Origin of the sequence: Martelella mangrovi (genome assembly GCF_040545495.1) — a bacterium.
GTDB lineage: Bacteria > Pseudomonadota > Alphaproteobacteria > Rhizobiales > Rhizobiaceae > Martelella > Martelella mangrovi.
Genome location: NZ_JBEPLY010000001.1, coordinates 187,635 through 207,927 on the forward strand (window position 1 = coordinate 187,635; position 20,293 = coordinate 207,927).

At 61.3% G+C, this 20,293-nt stretch carries 21 protein-coding genes; 12 read left to right on the forward strand and 9 right to left on the reverse strand.

All coding sequences use genetic code 11. From position 1 onward, the window contains the following. Positions 1-13: 13 nt before the first annotated feature. Genes ABID12_RS00935 through ABID12_RS00950 form a run of 4 tightly spaced genes read right to left on the reverse strand, consistent with a single transcriptional unit; the run spans position 14 to position 3,341 of the window. Positions 14-481: a heme-degrading domain-containing protein gene (locus ABID12_RS00935; RefSeq protein ID WP_354432727.1), complete on the reverse strand. Its 468-nt coding sequence runs from the start codon at positions 479-481 to the stop codon at positions 14-16. Beyond that, complete coding sequence (locus tag ABID12_RS00940; protein ID WP_354432728.1) at positions 478-1,548, reverse strand: ABC transporter ATP-binding protein; 1,071 nt, start codon at positions 1,546-1,548, stop codon at positions 478-480. Before ABID12_RS00940 ends, ABID12_RS00935 begins: the two co-directional genes overlap by 4 nt. A 24-nt stretch (positions 1,549-1,572) precedes the next feature. Beyond that, positions 1,573-2,328 carry a ribonuclease activity regulator RraA gene (locus tag ABID12_RS00945; RefSeq protein WP_106306823.1) on the reverse strand — a complete coding sequence of 252 codons (756 nt, stop codon included), beginning with the start codon at positions 2,326-2,328 and terminating at the stop codon, positions 1,573-1,575. After that, positions 2,325-3,341, reverse strand: a complete 1,017-nt coding sequence (locus ABID12_RS00950; protein WP_354432729.1) for a Gfo/Idh/MocA family protein — start codon at positions 3,339-3,341, stop codon at positions 2,325-2,327. The genes ABID12_RS00945 and ABID12_RS00950 overlap by 4 nt, the downstream gene beginning before the upstream one ends. A 132-nt stretch (positions 3,342-3,473) precedes the next feature. Here ABID12_RS00950 and ABID12_RS00955 point away from each other — a divergent pair, with 132 nt between their 5' ends. Then, positions 3,474-4,670, forward strand: coding sequence for a mandelate racemase/muconate lactonizing enzyme family protein (locus ABID12_RS00955; protein ID WP_354432730.1), 1,197 nt, complete (start codon positions 3,474-3,476; stop codon positions 4,668-4,670). A gap of 2 nt (positions 4,671-4,672) precedes the next feature. Here ABID12_RS00955 and ABID12_RS00960 read toward each other — a convergent pair whose 3' ends face one another. Then, entirely contained in the window at positions 4,673-5,521 is an 849-nt protein-coding gene (locus ABID12_RS00960) for an IclR family transcriptional regulator (protein WP_106306832.1), read from the reverse strand. Between the two features lie 113 nt (positions 5,522-5,634). On the opposite strand from ABID12_RS00960, the gene ABID12_RS00965 reads away from it, so the two are divergent. The 8 genes from ABID12_RS00965 (at position 5,635) to ABID12_RS01000 (ending at position 13,167) form a co-directional block, all read left to right on the forward strand. Continuing rightward, positions 5,635-6,066 (forward strand): VOC family protein, encoded by a 432-nt coding sequence (locus ABID12_RS00965; RefSeq protein WP_319518305.1) that lies wholly within the window; start codon positions 5,635-5,637, stop codon positions 6,064-6,066. A 167-nt stretch (positions 6,067-6,233) separates the two neighbouring features. After that, positions 6,234-7,316, forward strand: a complete 1,083-nt coding sequence (locus tag ABID12_RS00970) for a mannonate dehydratase (protein ID WP_354432731.1) — start codon at positions 6,234-6,236, stop codon at positions 7,314-7,316. Positions 7,317-7,347: 31 nt separating this feature from the next. After that, positions 7,348-8,574: an ABC transporter substrate-binding protein gene (locus ABID12_RS00975; RefSeq protein WP_106306841.1), complete on the forward strand. Its 1,227-nt coding sequence runs from the start codon at positions 7,348-7,350 to the stop codon at positions 8,572-8,574. Between the two features lie 69 nt (positions 8,575-8,643). Then, positions 8,644-9,498, forward strand: a complete 855-nt coding sequence (locus tag ABID12_RS00980) for a carbohydrate ABC transporter permease (protein WP_354432732.1) — start codon at positions 8,644-8,646, stop codon at positions 9,496-9,498. 4 nt (positions 9,499-9,502) lie between these two features. Beyond that, a complete protein-coding gene (locus tag ABID12_RS00985) occupies positions 9,503-10,333 on the forward strand; it encodes a carbohydrate ABC transporter permease (RefSeq protein ID WP_106306843.1) in 831 nt (276 codons plus the stop codon). Positions 10,334-10,343: 10 nt separating this feature from the next. Continuing rightward, positions 10,344-11,150, forward strand: coding sequence for an aldo/keto reductase (locus ABID12_RS00990; protein WP_354432733.1), 807 nt, complete (start codon positions 10,344-10,346; stop codon positions 11,148-11,150). A gap of 209 nt (positions 11,151-11,359) precedes the next feature. Further along, positions 11,360-12,493, forward strand: a complete 1,134-nt coding sequence (locus ABID12_RS00995; RefSeq protein ID WP_354432734.1) for a Gfo/Idh/MocA family protein — start codon at positions 11,360-11,362, stop codon at positions 12,491-12,493. Positions 12,494-12,810: 317 nt separating this feature from the next. After that, positions 12,811-13,167, forward strand: coding sequence for a DoxX family protein (locus ABID12_RS01000; protein WP_354432735.1), 357 nt, complete (start codon positions 12,811-12,813; stop codon positions 13,165-13,167). 24 nt (positions 13,168-13,191) lie between these two features. Here the strand turns inward: ABID12_RS01000 and ABID12_RS01005 are convergent, their stop codons facing one another. Further along, the gene (locus ABID12_RS01005) at positions 13,192-13,566 is read right to left on the reverse strand and encodes a winged helix-turn-helix transcriptional regulator (RefSeq protein ID WP_106306855.1); all 375 of its coding nucleotides are present in this window, start codon (positions 13,564-13,566) and stop codon (positions 13,192-13,194) included. A 186-nt stretch (positions 13,567-13,752) separates the two neighbouring features. Here ABID12_RS01005 and ABID12_RS01010 point away from each other — a divergent pair, with 186 nt between their 5' ends. The 3 genes from ABID12_RS01010 to ABID12_RS01020 are packed head-to-tail and all read left to right on the forward strand — an operon-like array spanning position 13,753 to position 16,379. Then, the gene (locus tag ABID12_RS01010; RefSeq protein WP_354432736.1) at positions 13,753-14,673 is read left to right on the forward strand and encodes an NmrA family NAD(P)-binding protein; all 921 of its coding nucleotides are present in this window, start codon (positions 13,753-13,755) and stop codon (positions 14,671-14,673) included. 1 nt (position 14,674) lies between these two features. After that, complete coding sequence (locus ABID12_RS01015) at positions 14,675-15,442, forward strand: SDR family NAD(P)-dependent oxidoreductase (protein WP_354432737.1); 768 nt, start codon at positions 14,675-14,677, stop codon at positions 15,440-15,442. 31 nt (positions 15,443-15,473) lie between these two features. Continuing rightward, positions 15,474-16,379: an NADP-dependent oxidoreductase gene (locus tag ABID12_RS01020; RefSeq protein WP_354432738.1), complete on the forward strand. Its 906-nt coding sequence runs from the start codon at positions 15,474-15,476 to the stop codon at positions 16,377-16,379. Between the two features lie 27 nt (positions 16,380-16,406). On the opposite strand, the gene ABID12_RS01025 is transcribed toward ABID12_RS01020, so the two are convergent. From ABID12_RS01025 to ABID12_RS01035, 3 genes are read right to left on the reverse strand one after another with little or no spacing between them, the layout of a single operon-like run. Then, positions 16,407-17,825, reverse strand: coding sequence for a M81 family metallopeptidase (locus ABID12_RS01025; protein WP_354432739.1), 1,419 nt, complete (start codon positions 17,823-17,825; stop codon positions 16,407-16,409). 6 nt (positions 17,826-17,831) lie between these two features. After that, positions 17,832-18,821: a membrane dipeptidase gene (locus ABID12_RS01030; protein WP_354432740.1), complete on the reverse strand. Its 990-nt coding sequence runs from the start codon at positions 18,819-18,821 to the stop codon at positions 17,832-17,834. Between the two features lie 18 nt (positions 18,822-18,839). Further along, the gene (locus ABID12_RS01035) at positions 18,840-20,285 is read right to left on the reverse strand and encodes an NAD(P)-binding domain-containing protein (RefSeq protein WP_354432741.1); all 1,446 of its coding nucleotides are present in this window, start codon (positions 20,283-20,285) and stop codon (positions 18,840-18,842) included. Between the last annotated feature and the right edge of the window lie 8 nt (positions 20,286-20,293).

The window sequence follows — 20,293 nt, forward strand, 5'->3', positions numbered from 1 at the left end:
ATCGCCCGATGGTCTAGTCAAGCAGTGCGCGAAGCGCCTCGGCGCCCAGTTGATGATCCTGATACTGGGTGAGGCCGGAGACGGTGACGCAGCCGACGAAGCCGCTGTCGGCGGTTCTGATGGCGACGCCGCCGCCGGAATGCACGAAATCGGCTTCGCTCAGCTTGAACTGTTCGGGGATCTTGCGGCCGCGCTCGTCACATCTGAGCGTCACCAGAAGCGAGCTTTCCCAGAACCGTTCAACAACGTTGCGCTTGCGCCTGATCCACTCCGCGTTATCCGGGCTTGCGCCCGGCATCGCGGCGAAGAACAGCCGCCCGCCGATGCCTGAAACCTCGATGGCAATCGGGTAATTCTCGGCGGAGGCGCGCGCCCGGATGTGATTTCCGATCGTCCAGGCGACATCCGCATTGAATGCAGGCAGAACGAGCGTGCGGCGCTCCTCTTCCAGGCGGGCGATATGATCGAGCCGTTCGCTCACAGGCGCCTCCCTGATTTGCGGTCGAAGACATGGACCTTTTCCGGCGGGACATGCGCCTGGATCGTCTGATCCACCGCATATTCGCTGGCCGCATCGACCACGGCAAGGAATGGCTGGGCCGTCTTTCCGGTGGAAACCGAAACCAGTGTCTGCGCGCCCGTCGGCTCGATCATGGTCACGGACCCGGCAAAGCTGCCGTCGCCCAGGGCAAAATCTTCCGGCCGGAAGCCGAGGGTCACGTCCAGGCCGGCCTTGTCGGCATAAGACGCCGGCAGCACGATGTCGTTGCCATCGACACAATGGCCGACGACGGTTTCACCCTTCTTCGCGATTTCGGCGTCGATGAAATTCATCGCCGGTGAACCGATAAAGCCTGCGACGAACAGGTTTGCCGGCTCGCGATAGAGGTCGAGCGGCCGTCCGACCTGTTCGATGATGCCGCCATTGAGCACGACAATGCGGTCGGCAAGGGTCATGGCCTCGATCTGGTCATGCGTGACGTAGACCGAGGTGGTGCGGACCTTCTGATGCAGCGCCTTGATTTCGGCACGCATCTGAACGCGCAGCTTGGCATCGAGGTTCGACAGCGGTTCGTCGAAAAGGAACACCTCGGGATTGCGCACCACGGCGCGGCCCATGGCAACGCGCTGGCGCTGGCCGCCGGAAAGGTTGGCTGGCTTGCGGTCCAGCAGGTTTTCCAGCCCCAGCATGCGGGCGGCTTCATCCACGCGCTCGTTCTGCTGGGCCTTTGGCGTGCCGGACAAACGCAGATTGAAGCTCATGTTCTGACGCACGGTCATATGCGGATAGAGCGCATAGGACTGGAACACCATCGCGATATTGCGTTCGCGCGGCGAAAGATCGTTGACGGTTTTTGCACCGATCTGGATTTCGCCTGCCGTCACCTCCTCAAGGCCGGCCAGCATGCGCAGCAATGTGGATTTGCCGCAGCCCGAAGGACCGACCAGCGCCAGGAATTCGCCATCCCTGACATCGAGGCTGACGTCGTGAATCACTTCGACCGAGCCAAAGGACTTCTTGACGTTCTTGAGACTGATATTAGCCATGTTACTCCTCCACGGCGGGTTTGTTCAGAGCGGGTTCTTTTCGCGCCATGCGCGGTATTCGGCCTCGACTTCCTTGGAAATCGGGTAGTATTTGCGAAGATCGGCACCCTGGCTCAGCCTGAGACGGGCGAAATCCTCCCAGTCGGCATGTTCATTGCCCATTTCGAGGATCTGTTCGGCAAGCTTGATCGGAACGACCACCGCGCCATCATCGTCGGCAACGACGATATCGCCCGGCAGCACCGTGGTGCCGCCACAGGCAACGGGCACATTGACGGCATAGGGCATCAGGCCGGTCTGGGTGTGGAAATTGGGGGTCCGTCCGCGCGACCAGATATTGACCCCGAGGTCGGCAATTTTCGGCGTGTCGCGCAGGCAGCCGTCAACCACGAGGCCTGCGCCCTTGCGACCCTTGAAATAGGTCATCATCATTTCGCCGAAAATGCCGGAATGCATGTCGCCGCGGGCATCGACGACGACGACATCGCCTTCCTGCACCAGATAGAGCACATGGCGGTGGATCTGCTTTTCCGGCTCTTCATATTCCTCGCCGGGGGCAAGGTCTTCGCGCTTGGGCAGAAACTGCAATGTCAGCGCCGGGCCGGCCATGCACTGGCCATGGGCCATCGGCGTCAGGCCGGTCAGTTGCGGATCGCGGATGCCCAGCCGGCTGAGTTCTCCGCTGATGGAGGCTGTGCCGATTTGGGCCAGGCCGTCGACAAGCTTTTTCGGCGGGCGGGTGATATCGGCAGGCGGCGTGACGGATGGATCGATGATCATATGGAAGCGACCTTTTCCCAGGTATGGCTCTTGGCAGAGCGGTAAAGTGCGTCGATTGCCGCCATGTTGTTGACGGCGTTTTCGATCGGATATTCGGCGGGTGTCTCGCCACGGAAAACGCGGGCGGCCAGATCGGCCTGAAGCGTGTACTGATCCGAAGCCGCGATCACTTCATGGCGCATCTGCGCCGGATCGTTGGTGCCGTCGGCATCGATCGTGATCGTCACTTCCTCGCCCTGCGGGGCATTGAGCGAAACCGGCACCTCGATACGGCCCTTGCGGCCGATGATCTGGACTGTCTGGAAACGCGCCAGCTGCGTGCCGCAGGCAAAGGAAAGCTGCCGACCGTTGCCGAAGTCGATGATCCCGCTCATCAGCCGGTCGGTGTGCATGTTCGGGTCGATATCGCTCATGGAGACGACCTGCAGCGGTTCGGCATTGAAGACAAATCGCGACAGGAAGAGGGCATAACAGCCGACATCATAGAGCGCCCCGCCGCCGACTTCGGCGATGTTGCGGATATTGTTGGGGTCGTCGTTGAAGAAACTCATCGTCGTCTGCATCAGGCAGACCTCGCCGATTTCGCCGGAACGGATGATCTCGGCGACGCGCAGCCATTGCGGATGCTGGCGCACCATGACGGCTTCCAGAACCTGTTTGCCGGTGCGCTCACGTGCGTCAATCAGACGCGCGGCCTCTTCGGCGCTCATCGCAATCGGCTTTTCGCACAGCACATGCTTGCCGGCTTCCATGGCGCGAATCGACCAGTCGACATGCATGTTGACCGGTAGCGGATTGTAGATCGCGTCGATTTCCGGATCGGCCAGCAATTCTTCATAACTGCCGTAAGATACCGGAATCTGAAGTTTTTCAGCCGCCGCCGCCGCTTTTGCCGCGTCGCGCGAGGCAATCGCCTGAACCGTGACCAGCTCGGATTTCTTCATACCGGGAATGACCTTGCGCATACCGATTCCGGCTGTGCTCAAGACACCCCATTTGAGTTTATCGGACATGGATGCCCTCCCATAGTTTCATATTTGGACCAAATAGGTTCCGAATATGGATTGAAAAGAGAGGAAAATTCAGTCAAAGTCAATAGCGAAGAGTCGCGATCACAGCGACGGGCAGGGAAGCAGGAGCGCCCAATGAAAATCACGGACCTTAAATGCGCGGTCATCGGCAACCACCCGGTTGTCCGTATCTCAACCAATGAGGGGATTTACGGGATCGGCCAGGCCGAATTCTACAAACCGTTTCTCAAGCCGCAGATACTGCAACTTCGCGAAGCCATTCTCGGTGCCGACCCGACGGATGTGGAGCGCGTCATGCTGCGCATCCGTCAGCGGGGCGGCAACAAGCCCTTCGGCAGCGCCGTCAGCGTGATCGAGATGGCGCTGTGGGATATTGCCGGCAAGGCCGCGAACCTGCCGGTTCACAAGCTGCTTGGTGGCAAGGTCCGCGACAAGCTGCGCGTCTATAATGGCGGCATCCGCTTTCCGCTGAACGGCTACCGGCCGGAAGACTATGCCGACGACATGCGCAAGATGATGGCGCTGCCGGAAGGCTTCACCATGATCAAGCAGCCGATCGCCTTCCATTGCGCGATGAAGGAGGTGGTTCCGGGCTATCATTATGGTGAGCATGCGGGTGCCGGACCGCACGGTATTCTCGAGCGCGGCAAGATCACCGAGAAGGGGCTGCGCCATACGATCGATTGCGTCGAGGCGATGAAGGAAGTCGCCGGGGAAACCGTCGGTATTGCGCTCGATTGCGGTCCGGGCTGGATGTTTTCCGATGCGCTGCGGTTTGCCCGCGGCGTGGAGCATCTCGATCTGCTCTGGCTCGAGGACCTGATTTCGGGCGATTACACGCCCTGGTCGGACACCGATCTTTATCGTGACCTGACCACGGCGACCTCGTCACCGATCCATACCGGCGAGCAGATCTATCTCAGAAACAATTACAAGCCGCTGATCGAAGCGCGCGCTGTCGATGTGATCGGCCCCGACCCGGCCGATGTCGGCGGTCTTGCCGAGCTGAAATGGATTGCCGAATACGCCGATCTGCACGGAATCATGATGGCGCCGCACGGCACGGCCAACGGGTTGATCGGCCTTGCCGCGCTCATCCAGGTCAGCGCGACGCTGCCGGCCAATTTCATCGCGTTTGAATATCCGATCGCCGTTCCCGAATGGTGGGCGGAGATCGTTACCGGACTGCCCGAAACGATCGTGAAGGACGGGTTTGTCGACGTTTTGACCGCACCGGGCCTCGGCGTCGATCTGATTCCCGAAGCCGCCGAACGCTATCTGAATGACGACGATGCGGATTTCTTCAAATGAGATCAGCCGTTCCAGCCCGTCGAACTGCGCTTGGGCGCTGCCGGCAGGTCCGCTGCGATGGCGCCGGCGCTGGAAATCGTGGCGGCGCGCAGCATATCGAGACGGCTGCCATCGGTTTCGCCCGCGAGATAGGGCAGGCTGAGGGCGGCAATCGTCTTGCCGTTGCGGTCGGGCACCGGCGCGGCAAAGGCGTTCACGCCGGTGGAAAACTCGCCTTCGTCCCAGGCCCAGCCCTGACGGCGGATGCGGGTCAGTTCGGCGCGCAGGCTCTTTACCGAGGTGATGGTGCGCGGCGTGTAGCGCGCCAGCGTCTCGGGAAGGATGGTGTCCAGCTCCGATTTGGTGAGGCTGGCGAGCAGGACCTTGCTTGCCGCGCCCGCATGCAGCGGCAGGCGTTGTCCCGGCACGCCGGCAAGCGCATGACCGCGCGAACCGGGGCTGGCGGCAATCACCACAACGCCGTCCTCGTTGAGAACGGAGAGTTTGCAGCCCTCCCCCGTGGTCTCCGAAAGCCGCTCCATATGCGGGGTGGCCAGCAGCACGATATCGATATCGGCGGCGCTCGGCAGGACGCGGGCGGCCAGCGAAATCAGCCGCGTGCCGAGCACGTAGCTGCCATCCGGCAAGTGCCGGACAATACCGTAGGCATGAAGCGAATTCAGCAGGCGGTAGACCGTGGTGCGCGGCAGGTGCAGCACTTCCACAAGCTCGCGCATCGATGCGCCGCCGGGCTTTCGCTCAAGATAGGACAGAACATCCATCATGCGATCGATTGCGGGAATGCGGTTTTTTTCCGCGGCTGCACCATACCCCTCGGCTGCCACCCCCGGCGCATCAGACCTCGTTTTCATAGAATGATCCCAAATATGAACTTTTTCTTTTGGGTATCGGGATTTTCGGCGCTTGTCCATCGGTCGGGCGCACAAACCTTGGGTACAACCCACATTGCAGAGGAGTAAACGCAATGGTTTTCACCGGAATCGCTCACGTGGCCATTCGTTGCACGGACATCGAAAAGTCGCTTGAATTCTACCAGACGGTTTTCGGTTTTCCCGAAATGTTCCGCCTGAATCAGGACGACGGCCGCGTCTGGCTGGTCTACCTGAAGGTGACCGACACAGTCTATCTCGAGCTCTTCCCGGAAGGCGAAGGCAACCCGGTTCCCGGGCCAAACGCCACGGGTCTCAACCATTTCTGCGTTGAAACCGGCGATATCGACGCGGCTGCAAAGCGCTTTGCAGAGATGAATGTTCCGCTCGCCAAACCGGTTGTGACCGGCCGCGACGGAAACCGCCAGTGCTGGGTCGATGATCCCGACGGCAACCGTATCGAGGTCATGCAGATGATGCCGGACAGCATGCAGTTCGCTGCCATCAAGGCGATGGCCGCCAAGTAGGCGATAATTCGCGCAACCGGCGTCGCATTCAGGACAAAGGTCTTGACTCGATGCGTTATGACGATTTAGTTTCATATAAAGAACAATAAGTTCCAAATATGGACTTTTTGAAAGAGATGCGAAACCGGGAGAGGCAAAGGTTTGGCAATCTCGATTGGGAGCACGAAATGCGGGTAGGACTGACACTTTTCGGAGAAAGCCTTTCACCGGCCGGCGCGCGCTTTGCCGCCCAGCTCGGTGTCCGGGATGCTGTCATCCATCTCGTGCGCTACGGCCACAAAGCCGACCCATCGGGCTGGCTGGCCGGCGAAGCAGGTCCGCCTCTCTCCGAAGACCGCGACGCCGTGCTCTGGGACTATGAAACGCTTTCCGGTGCGGTGAAGATGCTGGCCGACAACGGCCTTGGCGTTGCCGCGCTGGAAAACTTCTCGCCGTCCTTCTGGTCCGACATCCTCCTGAACGGCCCCGAACGGGCAGCGCAGATGGATGGTCTGAAAAAGCTCGTCCGCGATTGCGGGCGGGCCGGCATCCCCGTCATCGGCTACAATTTTTCACTGGCCGGTGTGTGGGGCTGGCAGAGGCAGCCGATCGCCCGTGGCGGCGCGATGGCAACGACATTCGACATGTCGCGCTTCGATCACGACCGGCCGATCCCCGACGGTATCGTCTGGAACATGCGTGTGCGTGAAGGTCGCGGGCCTGACCCGGTGACCTGCAGCGAAGAAGAATTGTGGCAGCGCCTCGAATGGTTCCTGAAGGAACTGGTGCCGGTGGCCGAAGAAGCGGGCGTGGTGCTTGCCGCGCATCCCGACGATCCGCCGGCCGACAGCCTGCGCGGGACCGCCCGTCTCGTCAACCGCCACGAAAAATACGACCGGCTGCTGCAGATCGTCGACAGCCCCTCCAATGCCATGCAGTTCTGCATCGGCTCGCTGATGGAAATGCCGGGCGATGTCTACGAAACCACGCGTCACTACGCCCGCACGGGGCGGATTGCCTATGTGCATTTCCGCAACGTCAAGGGCAAGGTTCCCCGCTACGCGGAAGCCTTCATCGATGACGGTGACACCGATATGGCCGAAATCGCTCGTATCCTTCATGCCGAAGGCTATGACGGCGTGCTCGTTCCCGATCACATTCCTGAAATTTCCTGTCCTGCCCCCTGGCATGTCGGGATGGCGCATGCCGTGGGCTACATGAACGCCCTCGTCAGGACAGCGCCGCGGGTCAACGACCCGCAAATGTCCTGAACCACAACACTTCTTACTTGGGAGGAAGACCATGAGACTTAAATCCAAACTCGCACTGACCGCGGCCGTGCCGCTGTTCCTGATGCAGGCCCCGGCCTTTGCCGGCGAAATTACATGGTGGGCGCCTGAATTCGGTGCCGATCGCGCCGAAGCGCTGGCGCAGAAGTTCGAAGAACAGAACCCCGATATCTCGGTCCGGGTCGAACGCGTCGTGCCCAACGGCCTGCAGAACCGCGTTCTCGTGGCCCTGCAGTCCGGCAATACGCCTGACCTCATCGATGTTGCCAACGGCTGGACCGTGCCGTTCGCGACCACCGGCGGGCTGGCCCAGCTCGACGATTTCATTGCCGAAAACGAGATCGATCTCGATGACTTCCTGCCGGCAGCCCTGCAGACGGCCGAAGTCGACGGCGGCCTTTACGGCATTCCGTTCCGCGCCGAAGCGCATGCGATGATCTACAACAAGGACATGTTCCGCGAAGCCGGTCTCGATCCGGAAGACTTCCCGGAAACCTGGGCCGAGCTGACGGAAACCGCTGCCGCACTGACCAATAACGGTCACTATGGCATCGGTATTGCCGGTGGCGGCGAGGTCTCCAACACGATCTTCCGTTCGCTTCCCTTCCTGTGGATGAATGGCGGCGGCGTTCTTGCTGAAGACCTGCAGTCGAGCATTCTCGATACGCCGGAATCGGTGGAAGCCGTCGACTTCTATACGAGCTTCCTGGCTGACGGCTCCGCGCCGCCCTCCACGCTCGAAAACGACGGCACGGCGCTGCGCCGCCTGTTCATCGCCGGCACCATTGCCATGTATCAGTCGGGCCAGTTCGACCTCGGCTCGATCGGTCAGGAAAACCCGGATATCGATGTCGGCACCGCGCTGATCCCGCACCCGGAAGGCAAGGAAACCGCGGTTATCCTCGGCGGCTGGAACTTCGTGATCCCGGAAGCGGCAAAGAACAAGGAAGACGCCGAAACCTTCCTCGCCTATCTGCTGGAGCCGGAAAACATGGGCTTCTACACCCATGACAACTTCCCGGCCCGCGAAACGGCCATGCAAATGGAGCAGTTTCAGCTTCCCGAATACGAGAAGTTCCGCGAAATGCTGCAGTATGCGCGTCCGCAGCCGCCGGTGAACAACTGGGTGCAGATCACGCAGATGTACTTTGACTCCATCCAGGAAATCCTGCTCGGCGGCGCCGATGTTCAGGAGGTTCTGACGGATACGACCCAGCAGATCGACGGTCTTCTGAAATAACAACTTTTCCGGCCGGGCCGCGCCCATGTGCTGCGGCCCGGCCTCTCCGCTGTTTTCAAGAGGAATGCCATGCGTGTCAGTTCCCGCTTCACCGGACCGCTGTTCGTGTTTCCGGCACTATTCGTGCTTGCCCTGCTGGTGTTTTATCCGCTGGTCTACACAGTCGTCCTTTCCGTCACAGATCCTGCGGGCAATTATGTCGGTCTGGAGACCTTCCGGACCATGCTGGATCAGCGCCTGACCGGCATCACGCTCCGCAACACCTTCGTCTACGTGTTCTTCTCGATCGTCTTCCAGATCATTCTGGGCACGGCGGTCGGCATCCTGCTCAACGCGCCCTTCTGGGGCCGCAGCGCGCTGCGTGCGATGATCGTCGTGCCGTGGGTCATTCCCGGCATTGTTGCCGCCACCACCTGGGCATGGATGTTCCACACCGAATTCGGCATCATCAACTACATGGCGCAGGGCGCCGGCGTGATCGATCAGCCGATCGGCTGGCTGACCAACCCGAACACCGTCATGCCGGCGCTGGTCACCGTCAATGTGTGGAAGATGTTCCCCTTCGTCGCCATCATGGTTCTGGCGGGCCTGCAGGCCATTCCGCAGGATGTCTATGAGGCCGCCCGCATCGACGGCGCCAAGCTGCACCACGAAATCCTCTACGTGACGCTGCCCTATCTGAAGCCGGTGCTGAGTTCGCTTTCGTTGCTCCTGGCCATCTGGGGGCTGAATGCCATCACCATCATCTACGCGATGACCGGTGGCGGGCCTGCCAACCGCAGTATCATCCTGCCGATCCAGATCTTCCGTCAGGCGTTCCAGTTCTTCCAGTTCAACCAGGCTGCCGCCCTTTCGGTGATGTTCCTGGGCATTACCGGCGTGCTGATGGTCCTCTACGTAACCGTATTCGCAGAAAAGGAGTAAGGTGATGGCTTCCCGTACCCGGGCCAAATGGCCGCTTTATCCCGCTGTCGCCGTCGTCGTCGTCGTTACGATGTTTCCGTTTCTCTGGATGCTGATCTCATCCTTCAAGAAACTGAGCGAGCTTTATACCGTTCCGCCGACATGGATTCCCGAAGCGCCGAGCTGGGCCAATTACGCAAAGGTCCTGTTCGAATCCAACGTGCCGCGCTACTTCCTGAACTCGCTGATCATCTCGGCCGGTTCGACGGCAATCGCGCTGGCGCTTGCCATTCTCGCCTCCTATGGCTTTGCCCGCTTCAAGTTCAGGGGCAAGTCGCTGGCGATCTCGCTGATCATCGTCGGCCAGCTTCTGCCGACGGCGGCGATCATCGTGCCGCTTTATGTCGTGCTCAACTGGCTGAACCTGCTCAACACCTATCTCGGCCTGATCCTCGCCTATCTCATCCTGACCCTGCCGCTCAGCGTGTTCATGCTGATCTCCTATTTCCGCGGCATTCCGGTTGAGCTGGAAGAGGCGGCCATTGTCGACGGCGCTTCAAGGCTCGGCGCGCTGTTGCGCATCACGCTGCCGCTGTCGCTTCCCGGCGTTGTCGCGGTGATCGTCTATGCCTTCGTGACCACATGGAACGAATTCATCTTCGCGCTGTGTTTCGCCATCGACTCCTCAACCAAGACGCTGCCGATCGGCCTGTCGGAATTCACCACCGAATTCAATACCGACTGGGGGGCCGTCATGGCCGCCTCCGTCATCATGACGGTGCCGATCGCCATTCTTTTCCTTGCCATGCAGAAGCTCTTTGTCGGCGGTCTGACGGCCGGCGGAACCAAGGGCTGAAGGAGATACCATGCCTGACAAAATCCCGATGATGGGCCTTGGAACCTATGGACGCCTCGAAGAAGACGGCATCCGCGCCATCGTCTCCGCGCTCGAAATCGGCTATCGCCACATCGACACGGCGCAAAGCTACGGCTCCGAACCGATGGTCGGCGAGGCGGTGCGCAGAAGCGGCATCGACCGCGACGATATCTTCATCACCACCAAGGTGGCCCAGAAGAAACTCGACCGCGCCCAGTTCATGCCGTCGGTCGAAAACAGCCTGAAGGATCTGCAGGTCGACGTCATCGACCTCGTGCTGATCCACTGGCCGTCGATTGAGCCCGATGTGCCGTTCGAAAGCTATATGGAAGATCTCGGCCGCCTTCAGGATCAGGGCAAGGCGCGCCATATCGGCGTTTCCAATTTCCCGATTGCACGCCTGAAACAGGCCGAAGCGGTTCTCGGTCCGGGACGAATTCATACCGATCAGGTGGAAATCCATCCCTTCCTGCAAAACAGCAAGCTTGTCGATTTTGCCCTGTCGAAGGGCATTGTGCCGACGGCCTACATGCCGCTGGCGCAGGGGCGTGTTGCCGACGATCCGGTGTTGAAGGAAATTGCCGAAGAGCATGATGCGCTGGCCTCGCAGATCTCGCTTGCCTGGCTGATGCAGCGCGGCATTGCCGTCATTCCCGCGTCCTCCAGCGCCGAGCGCCAGAAGAGCAATTTCGAAGCGCAGAACATTGCCCTGAGCGAGGCGGAAATGAACCGCATTGCCGAACTCGACCGCGGGTTCAGGATTGTCGTGCCGGAGGTCGGCCCGGACTGGGACTGATTTTCAGCCCGGCCCGGCCGTGAACCCAGCAGCAATGACGGGGGCGCGCGTCGTTTCCGTCAGTGCGCTGACAAACCTATCCTTTTTACGGACGTCATCCTCGGGCTTGTCCCGAGGATCCAATCACCACTCCGCGCGAGCGGCGTTGGCGTTTCGTAAAGCTGACGGGGCCGTGCACCGTCCCCGTTCAACAAACTGGAATAGAGATCATGAAAACCGTTCTCGGCGTCGGCCTTATCGGCTGCGGCAATATCTCGGCGGCCTATCTTGCGCGCGCCAAAACCTTCGAAAACATCACCTTTGTCGGCGTTGCCGACATGGATGAGGCCGCAGCCGAAGCGCGCGGCGCGGAATTCGGGATAAAGGCGATGTCGCCGGAGGCGCTTCTGGCCGACCCGGATGTCGATATCATCCTCAATCTCACGCCGCCCGCCGCGCATTTCCCGGTGTCGAAAATGGCGCTTGAGGCGGGCAAGCATGTCTATTGCGAAAAGCCGTTCGTGGTGGATGTTGATGAGGGCAAGGCCCTGATGCAGCTTGCCGAAGCGCGGGGCTTGCGGGTCGGTTCCGCGCCCGACACGATCCTTGGCGCGTCGCATCAGCTTGCCCGGCATCTGATCGATGACGATGCCATCGGCACGATCACGTCGGGAACCTGTTTCGTGATGAACCATGGCATGGAGGAATGGCATCCCGCACCCGATTTCTTCTTCCGCAAGGGCGGCGGGCCGATCCTCGATCTCGGCCCCTATTACGTTGCCAATCTCGTCCAGCTTCTCGGCCCTGTTGTCCGCGTCTCCGCCGAGGCCGCAATGCCGGAAAGCTCCCGCCGCATCGGCTCCGGCCCGCGCACCGGCGAAACCGTTCCGGTGGAAGTCGCGACGACGGTGCAGGCGATCCTCACATTTGAATCCGGCGCGCTGGTGACCCTCGTGACAAGCTGGGATGTCTGGCAGCACAATCTCGCGCCGATGGCGCTTTATGGCAGCGAGGGCACCATCCACATTCCCAACCCGAATTTCTTCGATGGTCCGGTGGTCGTGACCAGAAAGCGCGACATCGCCGAACTGCCGCACTGGGACCATCCGCTTGGGCCCCCCAACCGCACGGTCTCGACGGGCGAGGTCGCCGATTACCGCACAGCAGGCCTCGCCGACATGGCGCAGGCCATCGTCGAAGGTCGCGAACACCGCTGCAACGGCGAATATGCGCTCCATGTCGTGGACGTCCTCACCGCGATCCTGCGTGCCGCCGAAGATCAGCGCAGTGTTGAAGTGTCCACGCGTTGCCGTCGTCCCGAGGCGCTGGACGGCCCGCAGGCCGGTCGCCTTCTGAAAGCCTAGGCGGACAATTCCGCGGACAGCAAAAGATCTTGAAGCGGTTCGGCCGCTTCAAGATCGCGCAACGGCGGCCGGAATTATAAGCTGCGATGAAGCCTGCGAGCGCGGACTTTTCTGCGAATATGTTGCCCCGCCGGTGACGCCGATTGCGGGCCAAGTGTCCTCTTTATGTTTGTAATGCGTTTTTCAAAACTTACATGACGTTCATCAATTTGCCTGATGAAGAAACACAGGCGGTCGGCAATGGCGAGCGTGGATCAGCCCGGAAGCGCTGGCCGCTCACACGGTCAAACCACTCTCGCGTCATGAGGAGAAACGCCATGAAAAACATTCCCTGGAATCATGTTCTTGCAGGGCTGTTGACCGCGTTTTTTGCCGTTGGCGGAACGCTCAACCTGATGGCGTCTGCGGCAACCGTCGAGGAATATGTGCACTGGGGCTATCCCGCCTGGTTTCCCTATGTCACCGGAACGCTGGAATGGGCAGCGGCCGTTCTCATCGCCCTTCCTGTCGTCCGGCTCGCCGGAAGCGCACTTGCCGGTGTGGTCATGGCGGCGGCCGGCATAACCGTGCTGTCGAATGGTGAATACGCTCACGTCATTCCGCCTGCGGTGATATTGACGCTGGTCTGCCTCAATGGCTGGCTGACATGGCGCAGCCGGCGCAAAACCATATAAATTCCAGCTTTAAAAACGGGGCCGTCACGACTTTTCGTCGTAGCGGATCCGTGATGTTTCGATTTCCGACAGGTGGCGGAAGGCCCATGCGCCGACCGCCTGCACCGGTTCGGCGAGCGAATGGCCCAGTGCGGTCAGTTCGTAGTCGACGCGCGGCGGTATCGACGTTGTCACCGTGCGCGTGACGAGGCCATCCCGTTCGAGATTGCGCAATGTCAGTGTCAGCATCCGCTGTGAGATGCCGTCGATGCCGCGCTTCAACTCGCTGAAACGAAGCGGTTTTTCCCTGAGCAGCATGATGATGAGGACGCTCCATTTGCCGGCGATGCTCGAGAGCACGCGCGCAACACGTAGGCATTCCTCGGAATGGCGGATAACAGGTTGGTCGGTTCCTTGCATGTAACCCCGGTATCATTTTTGTGCCGTCTTGCGGCGGAAATACGTGGCTACATATATATACCGAGTTACAAAAATATACCAGAAAACGCCCGTCCATGGCGGCGGCCTTTCCGGTATCCCGACCACGAACAAGGCTTCACCGTTCCTTCCGGTGCGTTGCCGAAAATCAGACAGACGAGGATAAATATGACCGAAGCAGGCAAGATCGTTGTGCTCGCTGGCGCAACCGGCAATCTGGGCTCGCTCATCGCCGATCAGCTTCTGGACAGGCCGGATGTGCAATTGCGCGTGCTTGTACGGCCGCAAAGCGCGGCAAAGGTCGCGGGCTTGCGCGAAAAAGGCGCGGAGATCGTCGAGATTGAAGTCGACTCCGAGGCTCAGGCTGATCGTCTGGAAGACGCGCTCCAGGGCGCATATTCCGTGATCTCGGCAATACAGGGCGGTTCCGCCATCATCGTCGATGCGCAGCTGCGCCTGCTTGAGGCCGCCCGCAAGGTCGGCGTGCGCCGGTTCATTCCATCCAATTTCTCCTACAATATCTTCGGCGTCGACGACGGCGACAACATCAATTCGGATGACCGCCGCGCCTTTGCCAAGGCGGCCGAAAAGGCGAAGGGCGATGTCGAAGTCGTTCAGATCCAGAACGGCGCTTTCATGGACCGGATCGTTCTGTTCGGTTTTCTCGGCGCCTTCGATCTTGACGCGCGCACCGCATTCCTGTGGGGCGATGGCAATGCCCTGATGGATTTCACCACCTATGCCGATACGGCCCGCTTCACGGTCGAGGTGGCGCTGGACGATGAACCCGTTCCGGCCATCTTCGAGGTTGCCGGCGAGACGCTCGATTTTCATGACCTTCTGAAGACCTATGAGGATGCGTCGGGCAAAACCCTGACCGTGAAGCAGATGGGAACGCTCGCCGATCTCGACGCCGAAATCGCAAACCGCCGGAAAGCGGAGCCTGCCAATGTGTTCAACTGGCTGCCGCTGATGTACTGGCGTGCGCTGCTGACGGGTAAGGGCAAGCTGCAGGCAATTGCCAATGACCGCTATCCGCATATCATGCCGGTCAGCGTCGCGGACTATGTCAAACGCGAGGGACTTTGAGATGACCGCGACGATCGATCTTGCAAAGGCACGCTATCCCGACCTTTCCGACCGCCGTGTCGTCATTGCCGGCGGCACGGGCGATGTCGGCGAGGGCATTGTCCGCACATGGCTGAAGACCGGCGCGCATGTCATCGTGCCATCGCGCACGGAAGGCCGGGTGAAACGGTTCCGGGAGGTGCTGACTGAGGCCGGTGAGAGCGAAAAACTGTCTTTCGTGACCGGCGATTACACCGGTTTCGACAGTGCGCAGGCGATGGCCGAGCGTATTACCGCCGAGTTCGGCCCGGTCACCGATGTCATCGCCTCCATCGGCGGCTGGTGGCAGGGCAAGAGCCTGTGGGAGATTTCCGAAAGCGACTGGCAGCGCTATTTCGTCGATATGTCGACGGCGCATGTCGCCACCGCCCGCGCCTGGATCAGGCGCCTGCCGCAAACGGGCAGCTATCAGCTTGTTCTCGGCGGCAGCGCGGTTGCGCCGGTCCCCGGTGCCTCGATCATCAATATGCAGCAGGCAGCCCTGTTCATGATGCGCCAGGTTCTTTCAGCCGAGGTTGGAAAGGCGCAACGCGTGGCAGCGCAGGTGCTGGGGCCGGTGATCACCCGCGCCAGACTGCGCTACAATGACGACTGGGTTTCCAATGAGGAAGTCGGCCTGGTCTCGGCCGGCATTGCCGCCAGTCCGGCGGTGAGCGACGCGGACTACTTCGCCTATGACAAGACCGAGATGCTGGAAGGCCTGCAAAAGCTCGGCGTCTATCCGAAATAAACAGCAAAACGTAAGCTGAAAGGAAAAGATCATGAAAGCGGTCCAGTTCAGTGAATATGGCGAGCCGGATGTCCTGAAAGTGGTTGACGTGGACGAACCGCATGCCGGTCCCGGTCAGGTGCGCATCGCCGCGCGGGCAGCCGGCGTCAACCCGGCGGACTGGAAGCGGCGGTCGGGGATTTTCCGCGACTTCATGCCGCTGGAGTTCCCCCACACGGTTGGTTTCGAGGCTTCCGGCGTGGTGGACGAGGTCGGAGAAGGCGTAACCGGCGTTTCCGTCGGCGATGCGGTCTTCGGGCTCGGCAACCACGCCACGGCGGAATATGTCGTGCTGAAAAGCTGGGCGCTGAAGCCGGACGACATGTCCTTCGAAATGGCCGCGGCCCTGCCCGTGGCCGTGGAAACGGCCTGGCGCATTCTCGATCAGGTGCAGGCGAAAGCGGGCCAGACGGTGCTTGTCAGCGGCGCTTCCGGCGCGGTGGGATCGATTGCCGTGCAGCTTGCCCGCCACCGCGGCTTGACGGTGATTGCAACGGCCAGCGAGCGGAACCACGATTACCTGCGCAAACTGGGCGCAACCCCCACGACATACGGCCCGGGCCTTGCCGCACGCGTGCGCGAACTGGCTCCCGGCGGTGTGGATATTGCGCTCGATATTGCCGGTTCCGGCATCATCGACGAACTGATCGAGATTACCGGTGATGCGGCGCGGGTCATTTCCATCGCCGATTTTTCCGCATCCGATCGCGGCGCCCTGTTCTCGCCCACGCAGCTGAAAAATCCCGGCGCTTTGTTTGCCGAAGCCGCCCGGCTCTACACCGAGGGCGCATTGCGGCTCGATGTTCAAAAGACATTCCCGATGGAAAAGACCGGCGAAGCACAGGCGCTCAGTGCCGAAGGGCATGTGACCGGAAAGCTGGTGATTTCGGTGCCCTGAAGGATCATACCTCGCCCGGCGTGCGGCTCATGGCGCGCCATGGGCGGCGTCGATGCGCCCTGGCGACGAGTAGCCGCCGCTGTCGACCAGCACCAGAGCGCCGGTGGCCAGCGGCGTGTAGGAAGCGCGGAAATGGCCGATGGACTTCACCGCGATGAGGTCCATCTTTTCCAGGTCGATCCCCTGTGAGATGAACGCGTTGACGTCGTAGGCCTGAATGCGGAGGCTGGAAACGAGAATGCGCGAGGAGCCGATGGACAGCACCGCGCCGGGCCCGCCATAAAGCATCTCGCCCTGCATCATCGCGCCGGTATTGCGGTAACGGATATCGGCCAGCGCCTCGACACCGGCGGCAATCGTGCCGCCCGGAACGGCGATGTTAATCGTGCTGCCGGTTCCGGCCTGCTGCGCTGCGGTCACCAGTTCGGGCGCGACCAGAAAACCGAAGGCGAAGGGCCTTTTCAGCGAAACGAGGGCGGGCAGAAGAGCGGTGACGTCGCCAAGCCCGCCGCCGCCCGGATTGTCGCCGATATCGGCGATGACCACGCGGCCGCGTGACAGGCCGCCGCGGATTGCGGGCAACGCCTCGTCGATGCCGGGAACGGGCGCCAGAAGGGCTGCGCGCCGTTCATCAATGGCGGCACGCACCTTGTCTGCCACGGGCACTGTCTGCGTCTTGTCTGTCGTGGTCACCAGAAGACTTGTTCCCCTGAACGGCGCCATCGAGAACGGGAAGCCGCCAAGCAGCGTGACGTCGCCGATATCGCCGCCTTCCAGCCTATCCGTCAGCGCCGCCAGTGCGCTGAAGGGGCCATCGACGGTTTCCTGCCGGGGCATGGGCACCTGAAGGCCCATCGGAACATGTACCGTTTTCCAGTCCGTCTCCGACAGCGCCAGTTCCACCAGCCGTGCGCCGCGTTCGCGCGTATCCGTATGCGGATAGAGCTTGCCGCCCAGCACGATATCGGCAGCCTCGATCAGGCCCGGTCCGGGGTTGGCGTGGAAATCGAGCGGCACGGCGATACGGGCCGCGTCGCCGACCCTTTTGCGCACGGCGCGGGTGATATCGCCCTCCGGATCGTCGCGCCCCTCGGCCAGCAGCGCGCCATGCAGCAGCAGGAAGACGTGGCTGACGGGGCCTTCGGCAAGAATGGCATCGAGGCTTTCCAACAACTCCGCCTCAAGCATGGCAAAATCGTCAGCCGCGATGGGGCCACCCGGCAGGGCGGCCGTGCAAAGCCCGATCTCATACGGCATCTCCGCCAAATCGAGTGCCGTCAGAACGCCGCCCATCCAGTTGCGGGTGTCGCGAAAGGCATCGGCCACAGCGCGGCCGCGCAAATGATGGCGTTCGAGGAATTCCGTCCGGCGCACCTGAAGCGGCGAAATGGCGCTGGCCTCATGGAAAAGCTGAAGAACGACAGCACGCCGGACGGGGCTGTTCATGGCCGTTTAACCCCAGGTTTCACCGAAAAGGCGCATCCAGTTGCCGCCGAGGATTTTTTCTATCCGGGCCTCGCTCCAGCCGCGTCGCTGCATTTCCGCGGTAAGATTGGGGAATTCGTCGTTGCGGCGGATGCCTTCCGGCTTGGTGATCTTTGCCGAACCGAATTCCGTCAGCGTGCGGCCGGTTCCCTTGTCCTTGTTGGCCCAGAGAAGCCACGGGCCGGGACGGGCCCGGTTGTGGTTGAAGTCCGTGCCGATGGCGACATGATCTTCGCCGACCAGACCGAGCGTGTATTCCATGGCGTCGATGACATCGGCAACGGTGGCGTCATTGCCCTTTGCAAGGCCGGGCGCAAACAGCGACGTACCGATCACGCCGCCCTTTTCGGCGCATGCCCGGAAAACGTCGTCCGGCTTGTTGCGCGGCACATCCTTCAGGCCGCGCGGCAGGCAATGGGTAATGGCAACGGGCTGTTTCGCGTAGTCGATCGTATCGAGCGCCGTCTGGACGCCGACATGGGAAAGGTCGATCATGATGCCACAGCGGCGCATCTCGTCGACGGCCTCGCGGCCGAACCCGGTCAGCCCGCTGTCATTTGCCTCGAGATAACCGGCGCCGAAGAAATTCTGGGTATTGTAGGTCAACTGCATGATGTTGACGCCGAGATCCTTGAAAATCCCGAAATAGTCGAGCCGGTCTTCCACCGGAGAGGTGTTCTGCCAGCCGAAAATAATGCCGACCTTGCCTTCAGCCTTTGCCCGGCGGATGTCGTCAGGCGTTTTCACCGGCATGGCGATATCGGCGTTCTCCTCCAGCTTCTTCTTCCACATGATGACATATTCCATGCCGCCCTCGAAATTTTCCCAGAGAACAGACGAGGCGCTGATTGCCGTCACCCCGCCCTTTTGCGCTTCCAGCAGGATTTCACGGTTGAAGTCGGAGCATTGCAATGCGTCGATGACGAGTGATCGGGTATGAAGGTCGGTATCGGTCATGGAAGACATCCCATTGGTTCAGGCAGTGACGGAGAGATCGGAAGGACGCCATTCCTCGCCGGTCATGTCAGGCACATCGTAATTGCGGAAACGGGCGAGGTGAAGTTCGCCATCCTCGGCGAAAAGCGAGCGGACCAGGCCGGAGGCAAGCCGGCGCGCGCCCTCGCTGGAGGCCGGAATGCCAGAGGTCACCTTGCCGTGGCTGGGCACGGACGGGTAGGCGAAACAGGTCACTTTCGAAAGGGAAGGGCAGGCGCCCTTTTCGTTTTCGATGAAGGTAAAATCGAAATCCAGATAGGGGTGGGCGGCAAGACCGGGATTGGCGGCGGCCTTTTCAGCGCCCATCACATCGCCCCAGGTGCGGATATGCGCGGCAAAGGAGGAAAGCTCCGGCCGCTGCGCCAGATCGATGCCGAAGCCGGTGGCGAAAACGGCGATATCGGCTTCGAGTGTGCCGGCCGGCGTCACCACGCGAATGCCGTTTTCCGTTTCCTCCAGGCCGGTGACAGGGGCGCCGACATGCAGAAAGGCGTTTTCGTGGCGGGCAACCCGTTCGACGGAATGTTTCGGCGGCGGCACGGGAAAGCGGTCGCCCTCGTTCATCAGTTCCCACTTGATGGTATCCGGCAGGCCGACATAGCCGGACGTCATGCCGCGCGAGCCGGTTCCGGTAAACTTGTCGATGACCGGAATGGCCGGGCGGCGCACCAGAAGGTCGAGACGCGCGCACCCCGCCTCGAGCGCCGTTGCCGCATTGTCCATGGCAGACGCGCCGGCGCCGACAACGACGACACGCTTGCCCTTCAGGGTCGCGGTGTCGAAGGTATCGGCGGAGTGGCAGACCTTGTCGCGCGGCAGGTTGCGGGCGATTGCGGGCAGGCGCGGCGCGCCCATGGCATCAAGGCCGGTGGCGATGACCACGCGGCGGGCGAAAACCGCACCGTTTGACGTTTCCAGACGCAGGAGCGCGCCTTCCGGTTCGATCCCGGTCACGGCACAGTCATTCACGACATCGGCCCCGGTCATCGCCCGGAACCAGTTCATGTAGTCCATCCACATGGTGCGCGGGGCAAGGTCCATCGCCTCCCAGGCCTCGTCACCCCATTGCGCCTCGAACCAGGCGCGGAAGGTCAGCGCCGGTATACCCATGGCCGGTCCCGCCGCTTCCTTGACGGTGCGCAGCGTTTCCATGCGGGCATAGGTGATCCACGGCCCTTCACGCCCTTTTTCAGCCCGGTCGAACAGGCGGATATTGAAAATGCCTTCCATCTGCAGCGCCAGATTGGCGACGAGCCCGCACAATCCCGCGCCGATAATGGCCACGTCGAGCACGGTGGCGCCGTCTGGTCCGGTTGTTTCCGGCATCCATGCTTTCGGCGGCAGGTTCAGAAGTGTCTTCTGCCGCTGAAGTTCGGTTTCGAGGGCGGCGAGGCCGGAAGCAAGGGGCCCGGAGGATTGGGACATAGTCGCGT

What these genes read in the sequence shown, in the direction of transcription:
- ABID12_RS00940 (WP_354432728.1), bottom strand. Translation starts at nt 1,548, where the DNA reads ATGGCTAATATCAGTCTCAAGAACGTCAAGAAGTCCTTTGGCTCGGTC.
- ABID12_RS00945 (WP_106306823.1), bottom strand. Translation starts at nt 2,328, where the DNA reads ATGATCATCGATCCATCCGTCACGCCGCCTGCCGATATCACCCGCCCG.
- ABID12_RS00950 (WP_354432729.1), bottom strand. Translation starts at nt 3,341, where the DNA reads ATGTCCGATAAACTCAAATGGGGTGTCTTGAGCACAGCCGGAATCGGT.
- ABID12_RS00955 (WP_354432730.1), top strand. Translation starts at nt 3,474, where the DNA reads ATGAAAATCACGGACCTTAAATGCGCGGTCATCGGCAACCACCCGGTT.
- ABID12_RS00960 (WP_106306832.1), bottom strand. Translation starts at nt 5,521, where the DNA reads ATGAAAACGAGGTCTGATGCGCCGGGGGTGGCAGCCGAGGGGTATGGT.
- ABID12_RS00965 (WP_319518305.1), top strand. Translation starts at nt 5,635, where the DNA reads ATGGTTTTCACCGGAATCGCTCACGTGGCCATTCGTTGCACGGACATC.
- ABID12_RS00970 (WP_354432731.1), top strand. Translation starts at nt 6,234, where the DNA reads ATGCGGGTAGGACTGACACTTTTCGGAGAAAGCCTTTCACCGGCCGGC.
- ABID12_RS00975 (WP_106306841.1), top strand. Translation starts at nt 7,348, where the DNA reads ATGAGACTTAAATCCAAACTCGCACTGACCGCGGCCGTGCCGCTGTTC.
- ABID12_RS00980 (WP_354432732.1), top strand. Translation starts at nt 8,644, where the DNA reads ATGCGTGTCAGTTCCCGCTTCACCGGACCGCTGTTCGTGTTTCCGGCA.
- ABID12_RS00985 (WP_106306843.1), top strand. Translation starts at nt 9,503, where the DNA reads ATGGCTTCCCGTACCCGGGCCAAATGGCCGCTTTATCCCGCTGTCGCC.
- ABID12_RS00990 (WP_354432733.1), top strand. Translation starts at nt 10,344, where the DNA reads ATGCCTGACAAAATCCCGATGATGGGCCTTGGAACCTATGGACGCCTC.
- ABID12_RS00995 (WP_354432734.1), top strand. Translation starts at nt 11,360, where the DNA reads ATGAAAACCGTTCTCGGCGTCGGCCTTATCGGCTGCGGCAATATCTCG.
- ABID12_RS01000 (WP_354432735.1), top strand. Translation starts at nt 12,811, where the DNA reads ATGAAAAACATTCCCTGGAATCATGTTCTTGCAGGGCTGTTGACCGCG.
- ABID12_RS01005 (WP_106306855.1), bottom strand. Translation starts at nt 13,566, where the DNA reads ATGCAAGGAACCGACCAACCTGTTATCCGCCATTCCGAGGAATGCCTA.
- ABID12_RS01010 (WP_354432736.1), top strand. Translation starts at nt 13,753, where the DNA reads ATGACCGAAGCAGGCAAGATCGTTGTGCTCGCTGGCGCAACCGGCAAT.
- ABID12_RS01015 (WP_354432737.1), top strand. Translation starts at nt 14,675, where the DNA reads ATGACCGCGACGATCGATCTTGCAAAGGCACGCTATCCCGACCTTTCC.
- ABID12_RS01020 (WP_354432738.1), top strand. Translation starts at nt 15,474, where the DNA reads ATGAAAGCGGTCCAGTTCAGTGAATATGGCGAGCCGGATGTCCTGAAA.
- ABID12_RS01025 (WP_354432739.1), bottom strand. Translation starts at nt 17,825, where the DNA reads ATGAACAGCCCCGTCCGGCGTGCTGTCGTTCTTCAGCTTTTCCATGAG.
- ABID12_RS01030 (WP_354432740.1), bottom strand. Translation starts at nt 18,821, where the DNA reads ATGACCGATACCGACCTTCATACCCGATCACTCGTCATCGACGCATTG.
- ABID12_RS01035 (WP_354432741.1), bottom strand. Translation starts at nt 20,285, where the DNA reads ATGTCCCAATCCTCCGGGCCCCTTGCTTCCGGCCTCGCCGCCCTCGAA.